This is a genomic window from Vibrio sp. 1288 (genome assembly GCF_033344475.1).
In genome coordinates this window covers 51,088-73,579 of the sequence record NZ_JAWPOX010000018.1, presented here as the reverse complement: position 1 = coordinate 73,579, position 22,492 = coordinate 51,088, and the positions used below count along the sequence as shown (strand labels likewise).

17 protein-coding genes are annotated in these 22,492 nt (G+C 45.5%); 5 read left to right on the top strand and 12 right to left on the bottom strand.

What is annotated here, in order from left to right; genetic code table 11:
• The first annotated feature begins 158 nt into the window (after window positions 1-158).
• Window positions 159-746, top strand: a complete 588-nt coding sequence (locus tag R8O11_RS14745; protein ID WP_005383738.1) for a DedA family protein — start codon at window positions 159-161, stop codon at window positions 744-746.
• Window positions 747-926: 180 nt separating this feature from the next.
• Window positions 927-2,294, top strand: a complete 1,368-nt coding sequence (locus R8O11_RS14740) for a Na+/H+ antiporter NhaC family protein (RefSeq protein WP_318194246.1) — start codon at window positions 927-929, stop codon at window positions 2,292-2,294.
• 74 nt (window positions 2,295-2,368) lie between these two features.
• Here the strand turns inward: R8O11_RS14740 and R8O11_RS14735 are convergent, their stop codons facing one another.
• The 4 genes from R8O11_RS14735 to R8O11_RS14720 form a co-directional block, all read right to left on the bottom strand.
• A complete protein-coding gene (locus R8O11_RS14735) occupies window positions 2,369-3,208 on the bottom strand; it encodes a 3-keto-5-aminohexanoate cleavage protein (protein ID WP_256901337.1) in 840 nt (279 codons plus the stop codon).
• A complete protein-coding gene (locus R8O11_RS14730) occupies window positions 3,199-4,530 on the bottom strand; it encodes an aspartate aminotransferase family protein (RefSeq protein ID WP_031780846.1) in 1,332 nt (443 codons plus the stop codon). The genes R8O11_RS14735 and R8O11_RS14730 overlap by 10 nt, the downstream gene beginning before the upstream one ends.
• A 208-nt stretch (window positions 4,531-4,738) precedes the next feature.
• A complete protein-coding gene (locus R8O11_RS14725; protein WP_205460833.1) occupies window positions 4,739-6,007 on the bottom strand; it encodes an O-acetylhomoserine aminocarboxypropyltransferase/cysteine synthase family protein in 1,269 nt (422 codons plus the stop codon).
• 119 nt (window positions 6,008-6,126) lie between these two features.
• Window positions 6,127-7,038 (bottom strand): LysR substrate-binding domain-containing protein, encoded by a 912-nt coding sequence (locus R8O11_RS14720; RefSeq protein WP_005381678.1) that lies wholly within the window; start codon window positions 7,036-7,038, stop codon window positions 6,127-6,129.
• 106 nt (window positions 7,039-7,144) lie between these two features.
• Between R8O11_RS14720 and R8O11_RS14715 the strand changes: the two genes are divergently transcribed.
• Window positions 7,145-8,401: a D-amino acid dehydrogenase gene (locus R8O11_RS14715; protein ID WP_005383728.1), complete on the top strand. Its 1,257-nt coding sequence runs from the start codon at window positions 7,145-7,147 to the stop codon at window positions 8,399-8,401.
• 307 nt (window positions 8,402-8,708) lie between these two features.
• A complete protein-coding gene (locus tag R8O11_RS14710) occupies window positions 8,709-10,256 on the top strand; it encodes an alanine/glycine:cation symporter family protein (protein ID WP_005381681.1) in 1,548 nt (515 codons plus the stop codon).
• Between the two features lie 100 nt (window positions 10,257-10,356).
• On the opposite strand, the gene R8O11_RS14705 is transcribed toward R8O11_RS14710, so the two are convergent.
• The 5 genes from R8O11_RS14705 to guaB form a co-directional block, all read right to left on the bottom strand.
• Entirely contained in the window at window positions 10,357-10,947 is a 591-nt protein-coding gene (locus R8O11_RS14705; protein WP_005381682.1) for an acetate uptake transporter, read from the bottom strand.
• Between the two features lie 183 nt (window positions 10,948-11,130).
• On the bottom strand, window positions 11,131-12,834 hold the full coding sequence (locus R8O11_RS14700) for a chitinase (protein ID WP_253657037.1): 1,704 nt from the start codon (window positions 12,832-12,834) through the stop codon (window positions 11,131-11,133).
• 212 nt (window positions 12,835-13,046) lie between these two features.
• Window positions 13,047-14,570, bottom strand: coding sequence for a Na+/H+ antiporter NhaC family protein (locus R8O11_RS14695; protein ID WP_132937059.1), 1,524 nt, complete (start codon window positions 14,568-14,570; stop codon window positions 13,047-13,049).
• Between the two features lie 165 nt (window positions 14,571-14,735).
• Window positions 14,736-16,289 (bottom strand): glutamine-hydrolyzing GMP synthase, encoded by a 1,554-nt coding sequence (guaA, locus tag R8O11_RS14690; protein WP_005381685.1) that lies wholly within the window; start codon window positions 16,287-16,289, stop codon window positions 14,736-14,738.
• A gap of 99 nt (window positions 16,290-16,388) precedes the next feature.
• Complete coding sequence (gene guaB, locus R8O11_RS14685) at window positions 16,389-17,855, bottom strand: IMP dehydrogenase (RefSeq protein WP_017633908.1); 1,467 nt, start codon at window positions 17,853-17,855, stop codon at window positions 16,389-16,391.
• 231 nt (window positions 17,856-18,086) lie between these two features.
• Here guaB and xseA point away from each other — a divergent pair, with 231 nt between their 5' ends.
• Complete coding sequence (xseA, locus tag R8O11_RS14680) at window positions 18,087-19,418, top strand: exodeoxyribonuclease VII large subunit (RefSeq protein WP_017633909.1); 1,332 nt, start codon at window positions 18,087-18,089, stop codon at window positions 19,416-19,418.
• A gap of 13 nt (window positions 19,419-19,431) precedes the next feature.
• On the opposite strand, the gene R8O11_RS14675 is transcribed toward xseA, so the two are convergent.
• The 3 genes from R8O11_RS14675 to der form a co-directional block, all read right to left on the bottom strand.
• A complete protein-coding gene (locus R8O11_RS14675) occupies window positions 19,432-19,656 on the bottom strand; it encodes a zinc ribbon domain-containing protein (protein ID WP_012842112.1) in 225 nt (74 codons plus the stop codon).
• Window positions 19,657-19,965: 309 nt separating this feature from the next.
• On the bottom strand, window positions 19,966-20,841 hold the full coding sequence (locus R8O11_RS14670; RefSeq protein ID WP_318194248.1) for an alanyl-tRNA editing protein: 876 nt from the start codon (window positions 20,839-20,841) through the stop codon (window positions 19,966-19,968).
• A gap of 59 nt (window positions 20,842-20,900) precedes the next feature.
• Window positions 20,901-22,397: a ribosome biogenesis GTPase Der gene (gene der / locus R8O11_RS14665; RefSeq protein WP_017820569.1), complete on the bottom strand. Its 1,497-nt coding sequence runs from the start codon at window positions 22,395-22,397 to the stop codon at window positions 20,901-20,903.
• Window positions 22,398-22,492 lie beyond the last annotated feature (95 nt).

Below are 22,492 nucleotides of genomic sequence, written 5' to 3'. Positions count from 1 at the left end.
GCCAGCTGCAGGTTGATTCTGCGCAATTATCAGAGGCATGTCAGTTTTTCTCAACGGTGAGAAACAAGAATTGACCCAATAGGACATTCGGAGTATCACTCCAACTTCGTTCCGCTTTTATTAGGGGAAAGCTTTTGGAACATATTAACGAACTTCTCATGTCAATGAAGCCTTTGCTCGAGCAATATGGCTACGTTGCTCTGATTGTCAGTATATTTCTAGAAGGGATAGGTATCCCGATGCCTGGTCAATCACTGATGATCGCGGCATCTTTGCTCTCGTCAGAACAAGTCATGAACCTAAGTATGGTAATGATGGTATCGTGGCTGAGCTGCTTTTTTGGTAATACCTGTGGCTACTTAATCGGTTATTACTTTGAGGGGTGGTTAGATAAAAAAGGCTACATTTCCGGCCCGAAGATGCAAACGCTTCAATTGACTATCCAGAAATACGGCCCTACGTGCTTGGTGGTCAGCCGCTTTATTGAAGGAATGAAGCAATTTATGCCTCTTGCATGCGGTATCGCGAAAATGCCACGTAGAGAGTTTTTGCTCGGTAACGCCCTCGCGGCGACGGTTTGGGTATTGGTATTCAGCTTGTTAACTCACTTTGCATTTGAACATTTAAGCGTGTTGAGCAACCTGTACACCGAATACAAATATCTGGTATGGGCATTTGCTGCTGTCTTATTTACGTGGATGGTTTTAGGTATTGTTAAACGCAAAAAAGCCAAATCAATGCAATAACAACAGTCTCTTCATTAGCGCATAACTAAAGCTCGTGGTATCAGTGAGATACGCAACACGAGCTTTTATCTTTTTCTGTACGTGTAAAATTTAAACAGCCATTTAGACGTCTAGACGTTGACAATGTAGAAGTGTGATATTAGTCTGCTCTTCTCTCTTATCATTAACATTGTCGTTTACATGTCCGGTTCCCAACAAACTACTAAAACAGTTGCACCGTCTGCGGTCGCACTGATCCCATTAATTGTATTCCTTGCGCTATTTATTGGCGTAGGCACATACTTATCTTTGCAAGGCGTGGAATTTGCCTTCTACCAGCTGCCTGCACCCATCGCGGTGTTACCAGCCATCATCATTGCGTTTCTTTTAAGTAAAGAGAAACTTAACCGCTCAATCGAACACTTCATGCGTGGTGTTGGCCACCCAGACATCATCGCAATGTGTATGATCTATCTGCTTGCAGGTGCCTTTGCTGCGGTAGCAAAAGCCTCTGGCGGTGTTGATGCAACAGTGAACCTTGGTTTATCCGCTATTCCAACCAGCATGATTTTACCGGGCATTTTTCTGATTTCTGCTTTTATCGCAACAGCAATGGGGACTTCGATGGGTACCATCGCAGCCGTTGCCCCCGTAGCGTTGGGTATTGCTGAATCAGCAGGAATGAGCTTACCGTTAACCGCAGGCGTTGTACTGAGCGGCGCTATGTTTGGTGATAACCTTTCTATCATCTCTGACACCACCATCGCGGCGACACGCTCTCAAGGTTGTGAGATGAAAGACAAGTTTAAAGAGAACATTCGTATTGCTTTACCTGCGGCGTTGATCGCGATTGCAGTGTTCGCTTTCAACAGTACTGCGACTCAAGTGCCTGCAACTGGCGATATTGAGTGGCTAAAAGTCTTGCCGTACATCACTATTTTGATCCTAGCGGTATCTGGTGTGAATGTGTTTGTGGTTCTGTCGATTGGCATTCTTTTGGCTGGCGGCGTGAGCTTGGCATCGATTGACAATTACGGACTAACTAATCTAGCCCAAGACGTATACAAAGGCTTTGGTAACATGCAAGAGATCTTCTTGTTATCCATGCTGATTGGTGGCTTGAGTGAACTGATGCGTCGCCAAGGTGGTCTTGCTTTTCTAACAAATTTCGTTAGTAGCCTTATCCACGCGTTTGGCTCTAGTCACTCTAAGCATGCGAACAGTCGTGCAAGCGAGCTAGGTATTGCAGGTTTGGTATCAATGGTCAATGGCTGTACGGCAAACAACACCGTAGCCATCATTATATCGGGCAGCGTTGCTCGCCAACTGGCGGAAGAGAATAATGTCTCTCCTCGCCGCTCAGCAAGCTTGTTAGACATTTTCTCATGCGTGGTGCAAGGCGTGTTGCCTTACGGTGCTCAAGTACTACTGCTAGGTTCCGTGTTCAACCTCTCGCCACTTGAAGTAGTTGCCAATTCTTACTACTGTTTTGCATTAGCGATAGCGGCTGTTGTCGCGGTGTTTATCAAACATCCCGCTCGTCAACCTGTAGCGCAAACTGAGAACTAACGACAAATACCGAAAAGGCTCCGATGGAGCCTTTTTACTTTCCTTTCTTCTTTTTTTCTTTTCCGCGAGCAGATTTACTTCAAAGCTGAACGCAAACTTTGCGCACTGCGTAAAGGAATCGCAAAGCGATGCGCCACATCGCGTAGAGCTTCCACCTGAGCCGCGTTACTGATTGCTAATTCGCCTGCCACATCGAAGTGGTTATTCTCAAACCCCACTCTAACATCGAATCCAAGTAACATCGCACTCGCTAAACAGTCTTGCTCTCGCGCACCAAAAGCACAAATGGCACATCGAATTTCTTCCTCGTCAAAACGCGCCAAATTCAAACCTCGTAAATCCCATGGCGAAGACTGTTGAGTTTGGTGATAACGCCCTAACACCACTAATGCATGCTGATACGTTTTAGGTAACACGCCCGCATCGCGTAGTTGGAAATAACGTTCAATGTCGGTTGTATCGTAGAGAATAATTTGGCTCACGATGCTGTTCTCTGCCAACCAATGGAAAAAGACATGCCCTTCTTTTTCACTTGCGCGATCGGGGATTAACTCCCTCAATGCGAAAGAAGCCGCTTCAGGTTTCACAGCTTTGACTAACGCCCTCTGTTGTGGCGGAGAATATAAACCCACAGCTTCTGTGGTGAGCTGAACCATCATGGTTTCTCCCACCGCTTCTTTCACGGCATGGTAAATTGCCATGTTGTCGTCGATGTCTAATGAATGACATCCGTTGGCATCTCTAGCATGCAAATGGATCATGGCAGCCCCTGCCGTTTGACAAGCGATAGCCTCTGCAACCAGTTCGTCTTTTGTCATAGGTAAGTTGGCGTGATCGTGCTTAGTTTTTCTAGCACCGTTTGGGGCCACGATAATGGCGATAGGTTCTCGCAAATATTGGTTTGCTACTTCCATGTCTCCGCCACCTCTTTTAACGTTAATGAGAGTTTACCGACTAGTTCATCAATATGATGAGACTGAATAATGAATGGCGGTGCGAGCAAAATATGGTGCCCATTAACGCCATCAATCGTTCCGCCCATTGGGTAGCACATTAAGCCATTTTCCATTGCTCGCTGTTTGATGCGTTTGTCTGCCAATGTGGCTTTACTCAGAGGCGCCTTGCTTTCTTTATCCGCCACCAGCTCAATGCCAAAAAACAAGCCTTTACCACGAATGTCGCCAATGTACGGTAAATGGGCCAATGCAGAAGTAAGCTCATTACGCAGCAAAGCACTTTGCTGATTCACCGCCGTTAATAAATCATCTTGGAAGATGGTTTCAATTGTTGCCACGGCAGCAGCGCACGCCACAGGGTGCGCCATAAAGGTATGACCGTGTTGGAAAAAACCGCTTCCATCAGCAATAGCTTGATAGACTCGATCATTCGCAACCACCGCGCCAATAGGTTGATAGCCCGCACCAAGCCCTTTAGCCATACACACCAGATCGGGTTCTGCCTCTTCTTGCTCAAACGCAAAAAAACTGCCACTGCGTCCAACGCCACACATGACTTCATCCAAGATCAATAACACATCGTATTGGTCGCATATTTCGCGAATACGCTTGAAGTAACCTTGTGTGGCAGGCACAGCTCCAGCGGTGGCTCCCACAATGGGCTCAGCGACAAAAGCCATGACATTATCAGCCCCCAACTCAAGAATTTTTGCCTCTAGCTCATTCGCCGCTCGCAATGAGTAATCCAATTCCGACTCATGACTCTGCTGATAACGATAAGCATAGCAAGGGGCGATATGATGGCTCGGGTGTAAGATGGGTTTGAACGGTTCACGTCGCCATTCATTACCTCCGACAGCCAGAGCCCCCAAGGTATTACCGTGATAACTTTGCTGACGCGCGATGAATTGCTTTTTCTCTGGCTTACCTGATTCCACGAAATACTGCCGCGCCATTTTTAGTGCCGACTCCACCGCTTCTGATCCTCCACTGACTAAATACACATGGTTGAACTGTTCAGGCATGTACTGACAAATCAATTCTGCTAGGCGCTCACTGTTGTCACTAGTAAAAAATCCAGTATGAGCAAATGGCACTCGCTCGATCTGTTCCAACATGGCTTTTTTAACGGCGTGATGACTGTGGCCAAGGTTTGATACCGCAGCACCACCACAAGCATCGAGATACTGCTTTCCATGCTTATCGAATAGATAAACACCTTCACCTCTATCGATGATTGGTAGCGTGGCATGGCAATGACGGTGAAATACGTAAGACATTTGAGTCCCTTCCAATGTGTAATACTTGCACACATCATCAGGAACAAACCCAAACGTGACAAGAGAATAAATCTCACCCTCTATGAGCTTTTGGAATGCCACAAACCAAAAACACCAAAACCCTTGATATTTAAACAATAAAATAAAAATAGGCCAGCTTTTTTAAAGGCTGGCCTATGGGTAACCCAAAGCTAAAAACAGAATCGTTTTACGAGTTTAGTGCCTGTTCTAAATCGGCTAGAATATCGTCAATATGTTCAATACCCACCGATAAACGAATCATCTCTGGAGACACACCAGCTTGTTTTTGTTCTGCTTCGCTCAATTGACGATGAGTCGTCGATGCAGGATGACAAGCCAATGATTTTGCATCGCCAATGTTCACCAAACGCTTAAAGATTTTCAAAGCATCATAAAAACGCACACCAGCGTCATAACCATCTTTTAAACCAAACGACAAAATCGCAGAAGGCTTACCTTTCATGTATTTTTCGGCGAGATGGAAGTGTTCAGAACTTGGCAATCCGGCATAACTTACCCAACTGACTTTGTCATTCTGTTCCAAGAATTCAGCCACTTTGAGTGTGTTCTCGGTATGGCGCTCCATACGCAGCGGTAACGTTTCTAGCCCTTGCATAAGCATAAATGCATTCATCGGTGATAATGCGGCTCCGGTATTACGCAGTGGTACGGTACGCGCACGCCCGATAAATGCCGCCTCACCAAACGCTTCGGTATACACCACGCCGTGGTAAGAAGGTTCTGGTTGGTTGAAAACAGGAAAGCGGTCTTTGTGCTGCGCCCAAGGGAATTTACCTGAATCCACAATCACGCCACCCAATGTGGTGCCATGCCCACCAACGTATTTAGTGAGAGAGTGAACTACGATATCCGCACCGAACTCGATGGGTTTGCACAGCACTGGCGTCGCGACGGTGTTATCCACAATCACAGGCACGCCTTGTGCGTGAGCAAGCTCCGCCACACGTTCTAAATCGATGATATTACCTGCAGGGTTACCAATGCTCTCGCAGTACACCGCTTTGGTATTTTCATCAATTAATTCGGCCAAACTTTCTGGCTTGTCATCTTTAGCAAACTTCACCTGAATACCCTGATTTGGCAGCATGTGCGCAAACAAGGTATAAGTACCGCCATAAAGTTGCGGCGTAGAAACGATGTTATCGCCCGCTTGCGCTAAGGTCAGAATCGCATAGTTAATCGCTGCACTCCCCGCACTCACGACCAATCCAGCAATGCCGCCTTCTAACGCCGCCATGCGTTTTTCCAGAACATCGTTAGTCGGATTCATGATGCGAGTGTAGATATTCCCCGGCACTTCCAAGTTAAACAGATCAGCGCCGTGCTGCGCGTTGTCAAACTCGTACGCGACTGTTTGATAAATCGGTGTCGCGACAGATTTGGTGGTCGGGTCAGTTTCGTAACCAAAATGGATGGATAGCGTTTCGTCTTTCATGTTCTTCCCTGTTTTTCATCACTCAAATAGCGGCAAGCAAAGCACTTACCTTGCTTATAAAACTTATATTGCCCAATTTTTCAACAAATAACGTAGGGATGAATCACAGAGATAAAACGCTAATTCAACTGTCCAAGTAACCAGTGACGAAACGTTTCTGTCGCATTCGTACGTGTGTTCATGATCAAGTAATACCCTGCATTGGCAGGAATCGGTTTGAATGGAGAAACCAAACGCTCTGTCGTCAATTCATCCTCAATCAATGCCATTCGAGCCATCGCAATCCCAACGCCAGCTTCGGCTGCAGACATCGCCATATCCGTTCGATTAAAAAAGTGTCCGACATCGGTTTTAAAATCCAACCCCATCGCTGACGCCCAATATAGCCACTCATAGTCACGCGTCGCTTTTTCCCATGGCATCGCATCGTGTAGTAGCGTCGCCTCTTGCCATTGCTTCACTGGCATTGAGTTTTTTTGCTCACCAAACAACGTTTTTAGCCAGCCATGATCCTCAAGGTATTTTGGACTCATCACCGGTAGCAGATGCTCATCCAAAATCAGCTCCGCGTTAGCATTTCTATAAGGATGAAGACCATAGTCAATTGCGGCGTCATAGTCTTTTATCTCACTATTTACCAGCGCACCTTCCGCAAAGATTTGTACTTGGATATCCGGATTATCATGATGGAAGCTTTCGAGCTTTGGGACTAACCATTTGAAAGCAAAAGAAGGCGTCAACTTCAAACGAATTTCATTGGTTTGCTTTTCTACTTTGAGCTCATCAAGCAATTTGCTCAGTTCCGAAAAGTGAAACTGCGTCGCTTGGTGTAACTGAGTGCCTTTTACGGTTAAACGAATACCGCGAGAGTGGCGTTCAAATAAAGTAAAACCTAATAACGCCTCCAAATGAATAATTTGTTGGCTTATGGCACCAGTGGTGAGGTGTAAATGTCTTGCAGCACCAGTAAAGCTGTTGTACTCCGCGACTTGGCTAAATAAACACAAACCACTTATCAGATTACTTTTCATCCTTGAGCCTATAATTTTTCTAAACGCTGTGTGTAATTTATATCGATTGTTAACAAAAGGTAAAGAAAAGAAACTGAGCACTCTGATAAATGTGTGGAGTGCATCAATGGAAGTCATCGTATTAGGCAGCGGCGTTATCGGCTTAACCTCTGCTTGGTATTTATCTCAAGCAGGCTATCAAGTTACCGTCATTGACCGCCAAGCAAGCAGTGCCATGGAAACGAGCTTCGCCAATGCCGGGCAGATCTCATATGGCTATTCTTCGCCTTGGGCTGCGCCTGGTGTTCCTGTTAAAGCCATTAAGTGGTTAATGGAGGAGCATGCTCCACTTAAAATCAAACCCACTCTGAATGCCGACATGATCCGCTGGGCAAGTAAAATGGTCGCGAACTGCACCCTACCTCGCTATCAAGTTAACAAGGCTCGCATGCTTTCGATCGCCAACCACAGCCGTATTTGCTTAGAACAGTTACGCCAAGAACACGCCATTGAGTATCAAGGACGTCAGTTTGGGACCTTGCAAGTATTCCGAACACATCAACAGCTGCAAGCCATTGAAAAGGACATGCAGCTCCTTGAACAAAGCGGAACCCGATTTAAGCTAATGGACGTCGAACAATGTATTGAACAAGAGCCAGGGCTTGCACTTGTGAAAGACAAACTGGTTGGTGGCTTGCATCTACCTGATGACGAAACGGGCGATTGCCATCAATTTTGCCAACAACTAACGGAGCTTGCTAAGGCACACGGTGTCCGATTTGAGTTCGATACTGAAGTAAGCAATTGGGTTACAGTAGGCAAAAAGATCATAGGTGTCCAAACGAACCGAGGACAATTTAAAGCAGACCAATATGTGGTGGCCTCTGGCAGCTACTCTACAGCGCTACTCAAGCAACTCGATATTGATATTCCGGTCTACCCTGTCAAAGGCTATTCACTCACCATCCCGATGGAAGATGAACACTTCTCTCCTCGATCTACTGTGATGGATGAAACCTATAAAGTCGCTATGACTCGATTTGATGACCGAATTCGCGTAGCTGGCACCGCAGAATTAGCAGGGTTTGATGCTTCCCTTCCACAAAAGCGCAAAAACACTATCGAAATGGTCATCCGTGATCTTTTTCCTCGTTGTGGTGACTTCAGCCAAGCTGAGTTTTGGAGCGGCTTTAGGCCAATGACGCCTGATGGCACACCAATTATCGGCGCGACTAAATACGATAACCTTTTTACTAACACCGGACACGGAACTCTGGGCTGGACGATGGCTTGTGGTTCAGGTCAATTGCTAGCAAGCGTAATGAAAGGTGAAAAAGCAAAAGTGATGGATAATGCGGAACTTAACCTTTGTCGTTACGCCTGAGCACATGACTGAACAAAAAACAGACAGACACTTACTCCACAAAATGCATAACCATTGGCATTTTTAACTCATCAAAATCGCAGTACATCTAAATGACAATGTGCTGCATAATTAATCATCAGGCAAATCTTCTACCTAAAAGGAGCAAATAAGCAACAAGAACCAAATTTTAACAACTACTCTCCATTCTGTGTTCATCATCACGCTACAAAGGATTTGTAGCTAAAAAAGTTAACAATTGCATTACATAAAGGGTAATGTATTGTGTGAAAAACAACCACAAACACAACTAACAGGGAAAATACTCATGCAGTCATTAGTTGATTTTCTGAATGGAATTATTTGGAGCCCGGTACTGATCTATTTGTGCCTTGGCGCAGGTTTGTTCTATTCAATCATGACGCGTTTTGTACAAATTCGTCACTTCTTTGAGATGTGGCGCTTATTACTTTCAGGGAAGAGTTCAACAAAAGGGATATCATCATTTCAGGCACTTGCCGTTTCACTGTCTGGCCGTGTAGGTACAGGTAACATTGCTGGTGTTGCTGCTGCTATCGGTTTCGGTGGCCCAGGCGCCGTATTCTGGATGTGGGTCGTAGCCTTCTTTGGCGCTGCAACCGCATACGCAGAATCAACACTTGCACAAATTTATAAAGAAGAAGACGAAGGCGAGTTCCGTGGTGGCCCTGCTTACTATATTGAGAAAGCAATGGGACAAAAATGGTACGCTTGGATCTTTGCTATCGCGACCATCTTTGCTTGTGGTGTTCTACTTCCTGGCGTTCAATCGAACAGTATCGGTAACGCAGTAGAAGCCGCATTTGGCTCAGGTGACATGATTGAAACCGCTATTGGTACCTTCAGTTTTGCTAAAATTTTCACTGGTACGGTTGTTTGTGTCATTTTGGCTTTCATCATTTTTGGTGGCGTAAAGCGTATCGCGAACTTTACCCAAGTCGTTGTGCCATTTATGGCGTTAGCTTACATCATTACTGCGTTTGTCATCATCCTTCTAAACATTGGTGAGGTTCCACGCATTTTCGGCATGATCATTGGTGACGCGTTCACACCAATGGCAGGCGTTGGTGCAGCAATCGGCTGGGGTGTAAAACGTGGTGTCTACTCCAACGAAGCAGGTCAAGGTACTGGTCCTCACGCAGCAGCAGCAGCGAGTGTTGATCACCCAGCTCAGCAAGGTCTTGTTCAATCTTTCTCTATCTACATCGATACATTACTTGTGTGTTCAGCAACCGCGTTCATGATTCTTATCACTGGCGCGTACAACGTAAATGGTGCGATTGAAGGTACATTCCTGGTTCAAAACCTACCAGCGGATATTGGTGCAAATGGCCCTGTGTTTACACAGATGGCGATCGAAAGCGCACTACCTGGCGTGGGTAAGCCATTCATCGCAATCGCTCTATTCTTCTTCGCGTTTACGACCATTCTGGCTTACTACTACATTGCAGAAACGAACATTGCTTACATTCGTCGTACGTTCAAAGTAAATGGACTGATGTTTATTCTGAAAGTCATCATTATTTCATCCGTGTTCTACGGAACCGTGAAAACCGCCAACTTAGCATGGGCGATGGGTGATGTAGGCGTAGGACTGATGGCGTGGCTAAACATCATCGGTATTTTGATCATCTTCTTTATGTCGAAGCCTGCACTCAAAGCATTGAACGACTACGAAGAGCAACAAAAACGTGGTGTGACCGATTTTACATTTAACCCTGTTGCACTGGGCATTAAAGGCGCAGATTACTGGGAAGATAAGTACCGACGTAAAACGGGTAAAGCACCAACGGCAGACAGCAATAGCGCAGAAACTGTTGAGCAACCATCAACATAGCGTTATCACATAAATAAGAAAAAGCAGTGGTCCGATTGAGGACATAAAAAAGGGGGATTAACCAATGGTTAATCCCCCTTTCTTCATTATGAGTAACAGCTTAGGCGATAACCGCTTCAACTTTACGAGCGATTTTTGCTTTACCGACAGGTAATACTTCACGACCAAATTCGTTGTTCAGTACTTGCGCCATTGCAAAGTAAATTGCACTTGCGCCACAGAAGATACCCTCGAAGCCAGCGATAGCACCGATCACTTCGCTACCAGTGAAATCACGAGCAGCAAGCAAGAAGAACAGGATAGTTAGAGAACCAAATACCACTTGCTTCGCTGTTGGGTAACATAGAGAACCAATGAACATGAAACCAGTGAAGATGCCCCAAAGCGCTAGGTACCAACCCATAAAGCTTGCAGGGCTTGCAGGAAGACCCATGTGAGGCATTACGATTAGACCAACCAATGTTAGCCAAAATAGACCGTAAGAAGTAAACGCAGTTGTGCCGAACGTATCACCGCGTTTAAAACACATGATGCCAACGATTACTTGGCTAAGGCCACCGTAAAAGATGCCCATCGCTAGAATCATAGAGTCAATTGGGAAAAATCCTGCATTATGAATATTGAGCAGAATAGTGGTCATACCGAAACCCATTAGACCTAGCGGTGCTGGGTTAGCCAGTTTTGTCGACATGTACAAATACCTTTTTTCAAAAATGTTGATAAAAAATGCGCGCGAATTTTAATGGGCTCCAGAACAAAAGAGAAAAGCTGTTATTGAAAACTTAGATTCCATAAATAAACCACTACATATATAAAAAAAGACCCTGCAAAAAAGCAGAGTCTTTATAGATGGTTAGGTTGTTTTTTTACTCAATCACTGACAAGAAATCTCGTCCCAGAACCAGTTGCTTTGCGTTGGGCTTTCCCACACTCCAGGGCCATTTTTTGCGACAAAACATTTGTTTTGGTACGTCACTTTATCGCCGTTAGCAACTTGCGTTACACCCGGATCCCACTGAATAAAATTGCCTGTCACTGGTGGTTCTGGCTCGGTTACTGGCGGCTCAGGTTCTGTGACGGGCGGCTCTGGCTCAGTCACAGGTGGTTCAGGTTCCGTTGTAGGCGGCTCCGTAGGAGTCCCTGAAACCAGCTTCCACGGGTCTCCTTTCGTTGGCTCATTACCTTGTGACCACCATTTCGCTTCGTAAACAGCACCTTGGTAAGAAACTTGATCACCCGTGTTATATACTTTGCCAGAATCCCAAGCTGCCACACCACCTACAGGCGGATCGACCGGATCCACTGGGTCTGCCTTGTCAACTACACGAACTTCTGGCCAACCCGCATGAGATTGGTAGAAGTTAGTTACACATTTCTCATAGTCACCCGCAACTAGCGCAGAGTAAGCCGTTTGGAAACCAACAAGCTCACATTCAAATGAGTGACCTCCAGGACGATCTGAGTAGTATTTCCAGTTACCATCCCAGTTGGTGTAAAGCACGTCTGTCGCACCATTTAGATTTAAGCTGCCGTAAGGCGTCTGCTGCCAACAGGTATTGGTCTCATCGGCTTCAATTGGAATTTGATAATGAGCGGCAAGTCCTTCCCAATAGCGAATACGGTTAACAGGTTGACCTTTATCTTTGTTTTGCTCCCCACACTCAATACCTCCATTGATCACGTTGATGGTCGTACCAAAGCCGTAACCAATGCCAGCATCAAGCTCACGCTGTGAAGGCACCCAAGTACGGTCAATCACATGTAGCATTGCTGGTTTCGGTGCTTGTGGGGTTAGGAAGAACCAGATAGCCGATGCTAAGTTCAGCCACGAATCCGCAACCAAGCCTGGATTTTTTAGCAATACAGATGCATCACCATCAAACATCACTTCAGAGAACGCGCCATAGTTAAAATGGTAAGAAAGCTGTTTTGCACCACGTCCAAAGTAACCTTGTCCAGGTTCACATGGCCAGCGTTTGTTTTGCCAGTCATTTTGACCACAACCTGTTGTGTAACCTTCTTGCCCTTCAGACCATCCCATTTCTCGCACATGAACCAAAGCTTGCTGCCACTCTTCCAACCCTAGCGGATTATCCGATACGTTATCGATCGAAATATGGCCACCGGTTTCTTGTGCAAAGTGAGCAAACGCTGTCACGATCGATTTTTTACAAATTGCATCCGAATCACGACCGTCTGTGTACTCACCACAGAATGCAGGGAACTTACCAATTGCACGTAGGAAACGCGTGTAAGTGTATTCAGGTGCCGCCATTTGAGTCAGGAAGTCCCACTCACTTTCGGGGAATACACGCTCTACACGCTTCACGTTTTCTGGGTTGGTTGTCGCCCCTGGAACAATCGCTTCAACCACTGAGTTCGGGCGTGTCTCTAATGCTTGCGACCAAATGGCATACATAGGATCAGAAGTTTTGCTTTGCTCTACGGCTTGAACGTCACCACGAGCAATAACATAACCATTCGGATTTTGCGGATCGGGCTGAATATTCATACTCGCATTCACTTGTGCTGCTAAGACACAACTCAATGCAAGAGGAAGATGTTTGAGTGCAAACATGTCTAGTCTCCGGATTTCAACAATACAATATACGAGGAATAACTAGACATATAGTGGATCATATATACGAAACACCGAGCCAAGTACGTTGATTCTGCGAGACAAAATGAATAAATAGGTCCTCACACACATTTTGTCACAAGAAAAATGTTACCTTGACTCAAAAGAAAAGCGGAGACCCTGTGAGCCTCCGCTTTGTGATGTTTCTCTCTTTATTGTTCTGCCGAAACCACCTCTAGCTTCGCGGTTGACTTTTGTTTAGACAGCACAAAATAAACCACACACTGAGAAATAATTGCGGCAAGCACAATCACTGGTGAGGCGTTGATTCCAGCTAAAAGAAAACACCCCAATGCGATCATTCCATTGAGTAATGCGTAAGGTAATTGTGTACGGAAGTGCTCATACTGTTCACACCCCGCTCCTGTCGACGACAAAATCGTAGTTTCAGAGATGGGAGAACAGTGATCGCCAAACAAGCCACCAGATAATACCGCACCAATACAAACCAACAATGGTGCATCAATCGCAACGGCAGTTGGGATTACTAATGGCATCATGATGGCGAACGTCCCCCAAGATGATCCCGTAGCGAATGAGATAACACCAGCAAGCAAAAACGCAACCGCTGGCAATAACCAGTAAGGGAAACCGGCTTGAGCTTGTTCAGCAATGTATGCAGCTGCACCTAATTCTTTCCCAACCGAGCTAAGCGCCCAAGCCAATACCAGAATCACCGCCACTGACATCATGTTTGACATCCCTTTCAGATAAACCTGAATACCATCCGAAAGCTTTCTTACGCCATAAAACGCCATCAGCGCAATTAAAGTGAAGGCCGCGAAGAAATATGCAGAAGAAAGTGCAGCCCTAAACGTTGATCCTGCCACTTTTTGAAATGGAAAACCGTGTGGCACGAGGATGGTACATAGAACCACCAGCATAACGAGCAAAGGTGCCCATACAAAACTAGATTTTGCATCTTTATGCGTAAACACATTCATAGACTCCTGCACTTTCCCAAAGTCGGAGCCCTGCTCTGCTAGTTGTTCAGCCTTCGCCATCGGTCCGAAATCTAATTTGAAGAAAGAGACAATCGGCACAATCGCGATCGCAAGAAAGGCGTAAAACTGATACGGGATCGCACCAATGAAAGCATCCCAATCACTCATACTGACATTCAGGGCAGTAAACTCTTTTTGAATCAATCCCATGATGTAAACGCCCCATCCGATAAAAGGGATCAAGATTGCGACGGGAGAGGAAGTCGAATCGATAATAAAAGCTAATTTTTGGCGTGATACTTTTAACTTATCAAATAAAGGGCGAAAAACAGGGCCAACAATCAGTGGTGTACCAAGGTCTGAGAAGAAAATAACCACACCACCGAACCATGCGGACAGTTGAGCTTGGCATTTACTCGCAACCCATTGAGTAACCTTTTTAGCAAACGCCACACCACCGCCAGATTTCTCCATCAAGGCGACAAAGCCACCAATAAAGACCAAGAGCAAAATGACGCCCGCATTGTAGCTGTCAGTTAATTGCGGCAGTAGATAGCTTTTCATCAATGCACTAAACGAGTCTAGTGGCCCTTTTTCGACAAATGTCCCTTCGAGCATAGCGACACCACTCACCACACCCGCGAATAAACCAACAACGACATTTCTTGTAGTCAGCGCAAGGAAAAGAGTAATAAGGATGGGAATGAGAGAGGTAACGTCAGCCTGTTCCATAGCAATACCATTTATGATAATTAAACAATTAAAATGAATATATATTTAATTTAACCGCATGTATATATCTCTCACAAAAAAGTTGAGCCACCTCTTCACAAACTTGAAGTACAAAAAAACCAGCCCGAAGGCTGGTTCTTATAAACTCAACTGTCTAGAGGAAAATTATTCCCACTCGATAGTCGCTGGTGGCTTACCTGAAATGTCGTAAACAACACGAGAAATGCCATCAACTTCGTTGATAATACGGTTAGAAACCTTACCTAGGAAGTCATATGGTAGGTGTGCCCAATGAGCAGTCATGAAGTCGATAGTTTCTACCGCACGTAGAGACACAACCCAATCGTACTTACGGCCATCGCCCATTACACCAACAGAACGTACTGGTAGGAATACCGTGAACGCTTGAGATACTTTGTTGTATAGATCAGCTGCGTGAAGCTCTTCAATAAAGATAGCATCAGCACGGCGTAGCAAGTCACAGTACTCTTTCTTGATTTCACCAAGAACACGAACACCTAGACCAGGACCTGGGAATGGGTGGCGGTAAAGCATGTTGTAAGGCAGGCCTAATTCTAGACCAATCTTACGAACTTCATCTTTGAACAGCTCACGTAGTGGCTCAACAAGACCCATTTCCATGTCATCTGGAAGACCGCCCACGTTGTGGTGCGATTTGATCACGTGCGCTTTACCAGTCTTAGATGCAGCTGACTCGATTACATCAGGGTAAATCGTACCTTGAGCTAGCCATTTCGCGTTTTTCAGCTTCTTAGACTCTTCATCAAATACATCTACGAATACGTGACCGATAGTCTTACGCTTCTCTTCTGGGTCAGACTTGCCTTCAAGTGCTTTTAGGAAGCGTTCTTCAGCGTCAACTTTGATGATGTTCAAACCAAATTGGTCGCCGAACATATCCATTACTTGTTGACCTTCGTTTAGACGAAGTAAACCGTTATCAACAAATACACACGTTAGCTTGTCGCCGATTGCACGGTGAACTAGCATCGCGACTACCGATGAATCAACACCACCAGATAGACCTAGGATAACTTCGTCGTCACCCACTTGCTCTTTAATACGAGCAACCGCGTCTTCGATGATAGATTCAGAAGTCCATAGACGTTCACAGCCACATACGCCAAGAACAAAGTTCTCAAGCATTTGTAGGCCACCTTTTGTGTGTGTCACTTCTGGGTGGAACTGAACGCCGTAGTATTTCTTCTCTTCATTCGCCATCGCAGCGTAAGGACAAGTGTCTGTCTCACCAACTTTTACGAAATCGGCTGGGATCTCTACTACTTTGTCGCCATGGCTCATCCAAACGTCTTGAGTTGCTTCAAGGTCTTTAAATAGAGCACATTCACCAGAAACTTTAACCTGAGCGTAGCCAAACTCACGTTCGTTAGAGCCCGCCACTTTGCCTCCTAGCTGTTCCGCCATGGTTTGCATGCCGTAACATACGCCAAGCAAAGGAACACCAGAATCAAACACATATTGAGGCGCGCGTGGAGAGTTCTCTTCCGTTACGCTTTCTGGACCGCCAGATAGGATAATGCCATCTGGGTTGAATTCGCGAATATCCGCTTCTTCTACATCCCAGCTCCATAGTTCACAGTAAACGCCGATTTCACGTACGCGGCGTGCTACTAATTGAGTGTACTGAGAACCGAAGTCCAAGATCAGAATACGTTGGTCATGGATATTTTTAGTCATTTTGAGCAGTCTTTTTAAGGCTAAGTGATTAAAACCGAGGCGAGTGTACTCGCCTCTTCTTAATGCTTCAAGGAAAAAGCAAACGTTTCCGTTAGGTAATTAGTTCCCTAGACGGTAGTTCGGTGCTTCCTTAGTAATTTGAACATCGTGTACATGAGACTCTTGCATACCAGCACCAGAGATACGTACAAATTCAGCTTTCGTACGCATATCTTCGATAGTTGCAGAACCAGTTAGACCCATGCTTGAACGTAGACCACCCATTTGTTGGTGTACGATCTCTTTTAGACGGCCTTTGTATGCGATACGACCTTCGATACCTTCTGGTACTAGCTTGTCCGCTGCGTTGTCAGACTGGAAGTAACGGTCAGAAGAACCTTGAGACATAGCACCAAGAGAACCCATGCCACGGTAAGACTTGTAAGAACGGCCGTTGTATAGAATCACTTCACCCGGCGCTTCTTCAGTACCTGCAAACATAGAACCAACCATCACACATGATGCGCCAGCTACGATTGCTTTACAGATATCACCTGAGAAACGGATACCACCGTCAGCAATAACCGGAATACCATAATCATTAGCCACTTCTGCCGCATCTGCGATTGCAGTGATTTGTGGAACTCCCACACCCGTTACAATACGAGTTGTACAGATAGAACCAGGGCCGATACCCACTTTCACTGCGCTTACGCCAGCTTCGATTAGTGCTTTAGCACCAGCACCTGTTGCTACGTTACCACCGATGATGTCTAGATCTGGGTAAGCAGCGCGAGTTTCGCGGATGCGGTTTAGTACACCTTCAGAATGTCCGTGTGAAGAGTCGATAAGTAGAATGTCAACGCCTGCTTCAACTAGAGCAGCAACACGCTCTTCGTTACCAGCGCCAGCACCAACGGCTGCGCCAACACGTAGGCGACCACGCTCATCTTTACATGCGTTTGGTTTACGTTCTGCTTTGTGGAAGTCTTTCGCAGTAATCATACCGGTTAGTTGGAACTCATCATTCACAACCAATACTTTCTCTACACGAGCTTCGTGCATTTTCTCTTGCACTTCTTCTCGTGTTGCACCTTCTTTAACTGCTGCCAACTTCTCTTTTGGCGTCATTACTGAAGATACTTTCTTAGAAAGGTCCGTCACAAAACGAACGTCACGACCAGTGATAATACCAACAAGCTCATTGCTCTCAGTGACAACAGGGAAACCTGCAAAACCATGCTTTTCAGTGAGTGCAACAACATCAGCGATGGTCGCGTCAGGGTTTACAGTAACCGCGTCAGTTACCATACCAGCTTCGAACTTCTTAACTTTACGAACTTCGGCTGCCTGCTGCTCAATAGACATGTTCTTGTGGATAAAGCCAATGCCACCCTCTTGCGCTAGCGCAATTGCTAGACGAGCTTCAGTAACAGTGTCCATAGACGCTGAAATCATTGGGATGTTTAGGGTGATGTTCTTAGTTAGCTGAGTGCGAAGATCAGCTGTGTTTGGGAGAACGGTGGAGTGTGCTGGCACAAGTAGTACGTCATCGAATGTCAGCGCTTCTTTGGCAATTCTTAGCATTTGCAATATCTCACAATTAGAGGAGTAAAAAGAACAATCCAATCTCATCGTTTCGCATAATGAGGGTAACCTGCGTTAGCAACTAGCTACATTTGGATTAGATATTGCGGAGGGATTATACGGTTAACGCAATCGCTTGACCACAAATTTTTTAATTTTTTTCTTGCAATTACCCCCTTGCTATGTATTATATTGCCGCTAATTTCCATACTCACGTCTAAGAGATTAGCTGTGCTCTCCAAGACCAATCAAAACATCTTTACTGTTTCTCGTCTCAACGCAGAAGTTCGTTTACTCCTTGAAAACGAAATGGGGATCGTTTGGCTCGTCGGAGAGATATCCAACTTTTCAGCTCCTGTCTCTGGTCACTGGTACCTCACTCTTAAAGACTCTCGCGCTCAAGTTAAATGTGCCATGTTTCGTGGTAACAATCGCCGCGTTACTTTCAAACCCGCTAACGGTAATCAAGTCCTAGTAAAAGCTCGTCTGTCTCTTTATGAGCCTCGCGGTGACTACCAATTGATCATCGAAAGCATGCAACCGGAAGGTGATGGCCGTCTTCAACAAGAGTTTGAAGAGCTGAAAATGAAGCTTGCAGCAGAAGGGTTGTTCGCGCAAATCAATAAGCAATCTTTGCCTGAGCACCCTAAACGTGTTGGCGTCATCACATCGAAAACTGGTGCCGCGCTTTACGATATCTTAGACGTATTGAAACGTCGTGATCCTTCCCTACCTGTTGTGATTTATCCGACAGTGGTACAAGGTGAGGACGCAGCCATTCAAATTGCACAAGCCATTGGTCGCGCTAACAGCCGTGATGAATGTGATGTACTAATTGTGGGCCGAGGTGGTGGTTCATTAGAAGACTTATGGTGCTTTAACAACGAGATATTAGCTCGCACGATTGCAGCAAGCCAAATTCCTATTATTAGCGCCGTTGGACATGAAGTTGACGTGACAATAGCTGATTTTGTCGCCGACGTACGCGCGCCTACTCCATCAGCAGCCGCTGAGCTAGTAAGCCGTGATAACAGCCACAAAGATCAAGCTTTAGTTACCCGCCAGCATAAGTTAGCGAGCGCGATGCGTTACTACCTAGCACAACAAAAGCAGCAATCTGCTCAATTAGTGCACCGTCTAGAGAGACAGCACCCAAGCTATCGCTTGCAACGTCAGACGCAACAGTTAGATGAGTTGGACATGCGCTTACAGCGAGCGATGAGTCGTTTTATTGCCTTGCGTCAACAGCGAATCGAGCGTCAACATTATCGGCTGCAATTAAATTCTCCTGTAACACGCCTTGCCGAGCAGAAGTCGAAGCTAGAACGTGTTGAGCAAAAGCTCATGGATGCAATGGATCGCAAGTTACTGACTATGCGCCATCAACTCGCGATTGCTGCAGAGAAGTTAGACACCGTCAGCCCACTAGCGACATTGAAACGAGGTTACTCAATTACTCAAACTGAGCAAGGAAAAGTAATTACGCAATCTTCAGATGTAAAATCGGGAGATGTATTGATTACTCGATTAGCCGAAGGCGACGTTCGCTCTACCGTTAACTGAATACAAACTCTGGTTAACTGATTTTCTGGAACTCAAATCGGACACGTGATTTTGACTTGAGTTCATTACACACATTGCAAAAGTAACTCGCAGCACCGCATGCTTGCAGCTTCTCCAGCTCCGCCTCACAATCAGGGCAAAAACCTACTTTTTTAAAATCCGATTCACACTGTGCACAATGGTATTGTCCTGTCCATTCCAGTTCGACATTGCAAGTCGGGCAAATGTTCTGCTGCATATCCCGTTCCTCTCTCTAAACTAAGCAATTTCGAGTAACGCATGCTACTCAAAATAACGAACAAGTATGTTGATCTTCATCACCGCCCCAACAAGTTTCACGAGGCGTTAACCATACTTGATACGTAGGATCTTATACTGATCGTCTGATATTTACTCCTTGATCAGCGATCACCCCTTAAAAGAATATTTATATAACCACACACCGAAAGCATAAGTTACATATTCTGCATTCCAATTTAAGACAGAATAAAAAACCTTAGAGAGATTTAATTAAACGAAAAATCAGAATTTAATAAAAAGATCTTATTCAAAAAGCAGTGTTTACATTGGTGTGCATTTCGATAGTTTGAGCGTCGAGCTCAACGAGTTTAACTTGGATAAAAGCAAACTCATTTAAATGGCTCGCATGCGTTCCACCACAAGGGATTACCGCTAATTGACCTTCCCCTAAATCGCACTTCCAATAGCGAGAATCCGTTAATCTATCGCCGTGGCATTCCATGGTGATCATCGCATCTCTTTGAAGCCATTCAACCAGTTGGCCATTCACTTTTTCTGCAATCGCCTGGAGGTCATTCAGCATATCTGCACTGTTTAATCCTCTTTTACGGAGTGTTTTGCCTAAACGGTACGTATCGAGGCACTTGTCTGGAGTGACATAACTCGTGACTTGCGCATAGCTATTAAAGTCATAATAACCATGTGGGTCTTTGCGGTCTGCGTCTTTTCGCCAATAGTCTTCCGCTAGTACTTTATTCAACGCCAAATACGCTAAGTGTCCTGCTGTGTGGCCTCGACTCAAAGCATTTTGATAGTCTTTATCTACCGCTAATGTTACCAAGTCATTAATTGCAAATGATTCCGTACGTGATAAAACATGCACGACGACAAACACCCAACCTTCAGCATCATGCTTTACAGGGATGTCACTACCCACATACAAAGCACCACTCTCCTGCTCCACTGCTCCAACTTGGCAATCTACTACGTCATGCTCAGCCCCATTCACCTTCAACGTTCCTTTGTCTGCAGGGTGATCCGGCCATATGTGACTAACGGGATGGAACGGCGTGACATCTGTAATAACGTAAGTCACTTCTTCCGTAGATTGAACGAGCTGTATTTGTGCTTCTAATTGCCATGTTTGATGACAAAAACGAGTCTTTGTTGCTGTGATAGTCATTTTTACGATTACTTTTGATAAAAAAATACCCAAGTAGAAACTTGGGTATTCGAATTTCATTATTTATTGCGGTTTTTCACCATCGACATCATACGCTTACGTTTACGCTCTTGTGATAGCGTAAGCTTATTCGTACGGTTCTCGTATGGGTTATCACTGTTGTGGAAGTTAATGCGAATCGGTGTTCCCATAATTTCCAGAGACTTACGGAAGTAGTTCATCAGATAACGTTTATACGAATCTGGTAATTCACGAACCATGTTACCGTGGATAACAACGATCGGTGGGTTGTAACCACCTGCGTGTGCGTATTTGAGTTTGATACGACGACCACGAACCATTGGCGGCTGGTGATCATCCACTGCCATCTTCATGATACGCGTCAGTACTGACGTACCCACGCGCGTTGTCGCCGAGTTATATGCTTCTTGAATAGATTCAAATAAGTGACCAACGCCAGTACCGTGCAGCGCAGAGATAAAGTGGATACGCGCGAAATCGACGAATCCTAGACGGCGGTCCAGTTCTTTCTTCACGCTTTCTTTCACGTCACTGTCTAGACCATCCCACTTGTTAACGGCGATGACAATTGAGCGGCCAGCATTCAGTGCAAAACCAAGCAAGCTTAGGTCTTGGTCTGAAATATTTTCACGTGCATCAATCACCAGTAGAACGACGTTTGCATCTTCTACCGCTTTCAGCGTCTTAACAACAGAGAACTTTTCAACCGTTTCATTGATACGACCACGACGACGAACACCTGCGGTGTCAATTAGTACGTATTCGCGTCCATCACGTTCCATCGGGATGTAGATAGAATCGCGCGTTGTACCTGGCATATCGTATACAACTACACGTTCTTCACCCAGAATACGGTTAGTCAGTGTCGATTTACCTACATTCGGACGACCGATGATCGCCAACTTAATCGGCTGCTCTTGAAGGCGCTTGAATTCAGCTTCTGCGTCTTCTTCAGTGTAATCTTCAACAAGAGGCTCTTCGTCTTCGAATCCAGTCAGGTCTTCAATCTCACCTTCTTCAGATTCACTTGTTAATAGATCATCAAAGAATGGAGATAAAGCACGCTCAAGCAAAGCGGTCACACCACGGCCATGAGCAGCCGCAATCTGGTACATATCATCCACTCCGAGCTGCCAAAAATCAGCACACGCCGCATCGGCATCAATACCATCGATTTTGTTTACTACCAGCATCGCTGGCTTTTCAATTTTACGCAGATGCGCAGCAATTGCTTCATCTGAAGGTGTCAGACCAGCACGACCGTCAACAAGGAACAACACAACATCAGCCTCATCAATCGCGGCTAATGACTGTTCTGCCATCTTTGTTTCCACGCCTTCTTCTGTGCCATCGATACCACCGGTATCAATCACAATGAATTCGTGCTCTTCACCAAGTCTCGCCTGGCCATATTTACGGTCTCGCGTTAGGCCTGGAAAGTCCGCAACCAACGCGTCACGAGTGCGAGTCAATCGGTTAAATAGTGTAGATTTACCTACGTTCGGACGCCCTACTAGAGCTACAACAGGTACCATAACAACCTCTACAATAATCTTTCTTCTGTAGTTATAGGTAACGACTTGCTCGATGCCAAATCAAACCAGATTTTTACCTATAACCACGTCAGGGT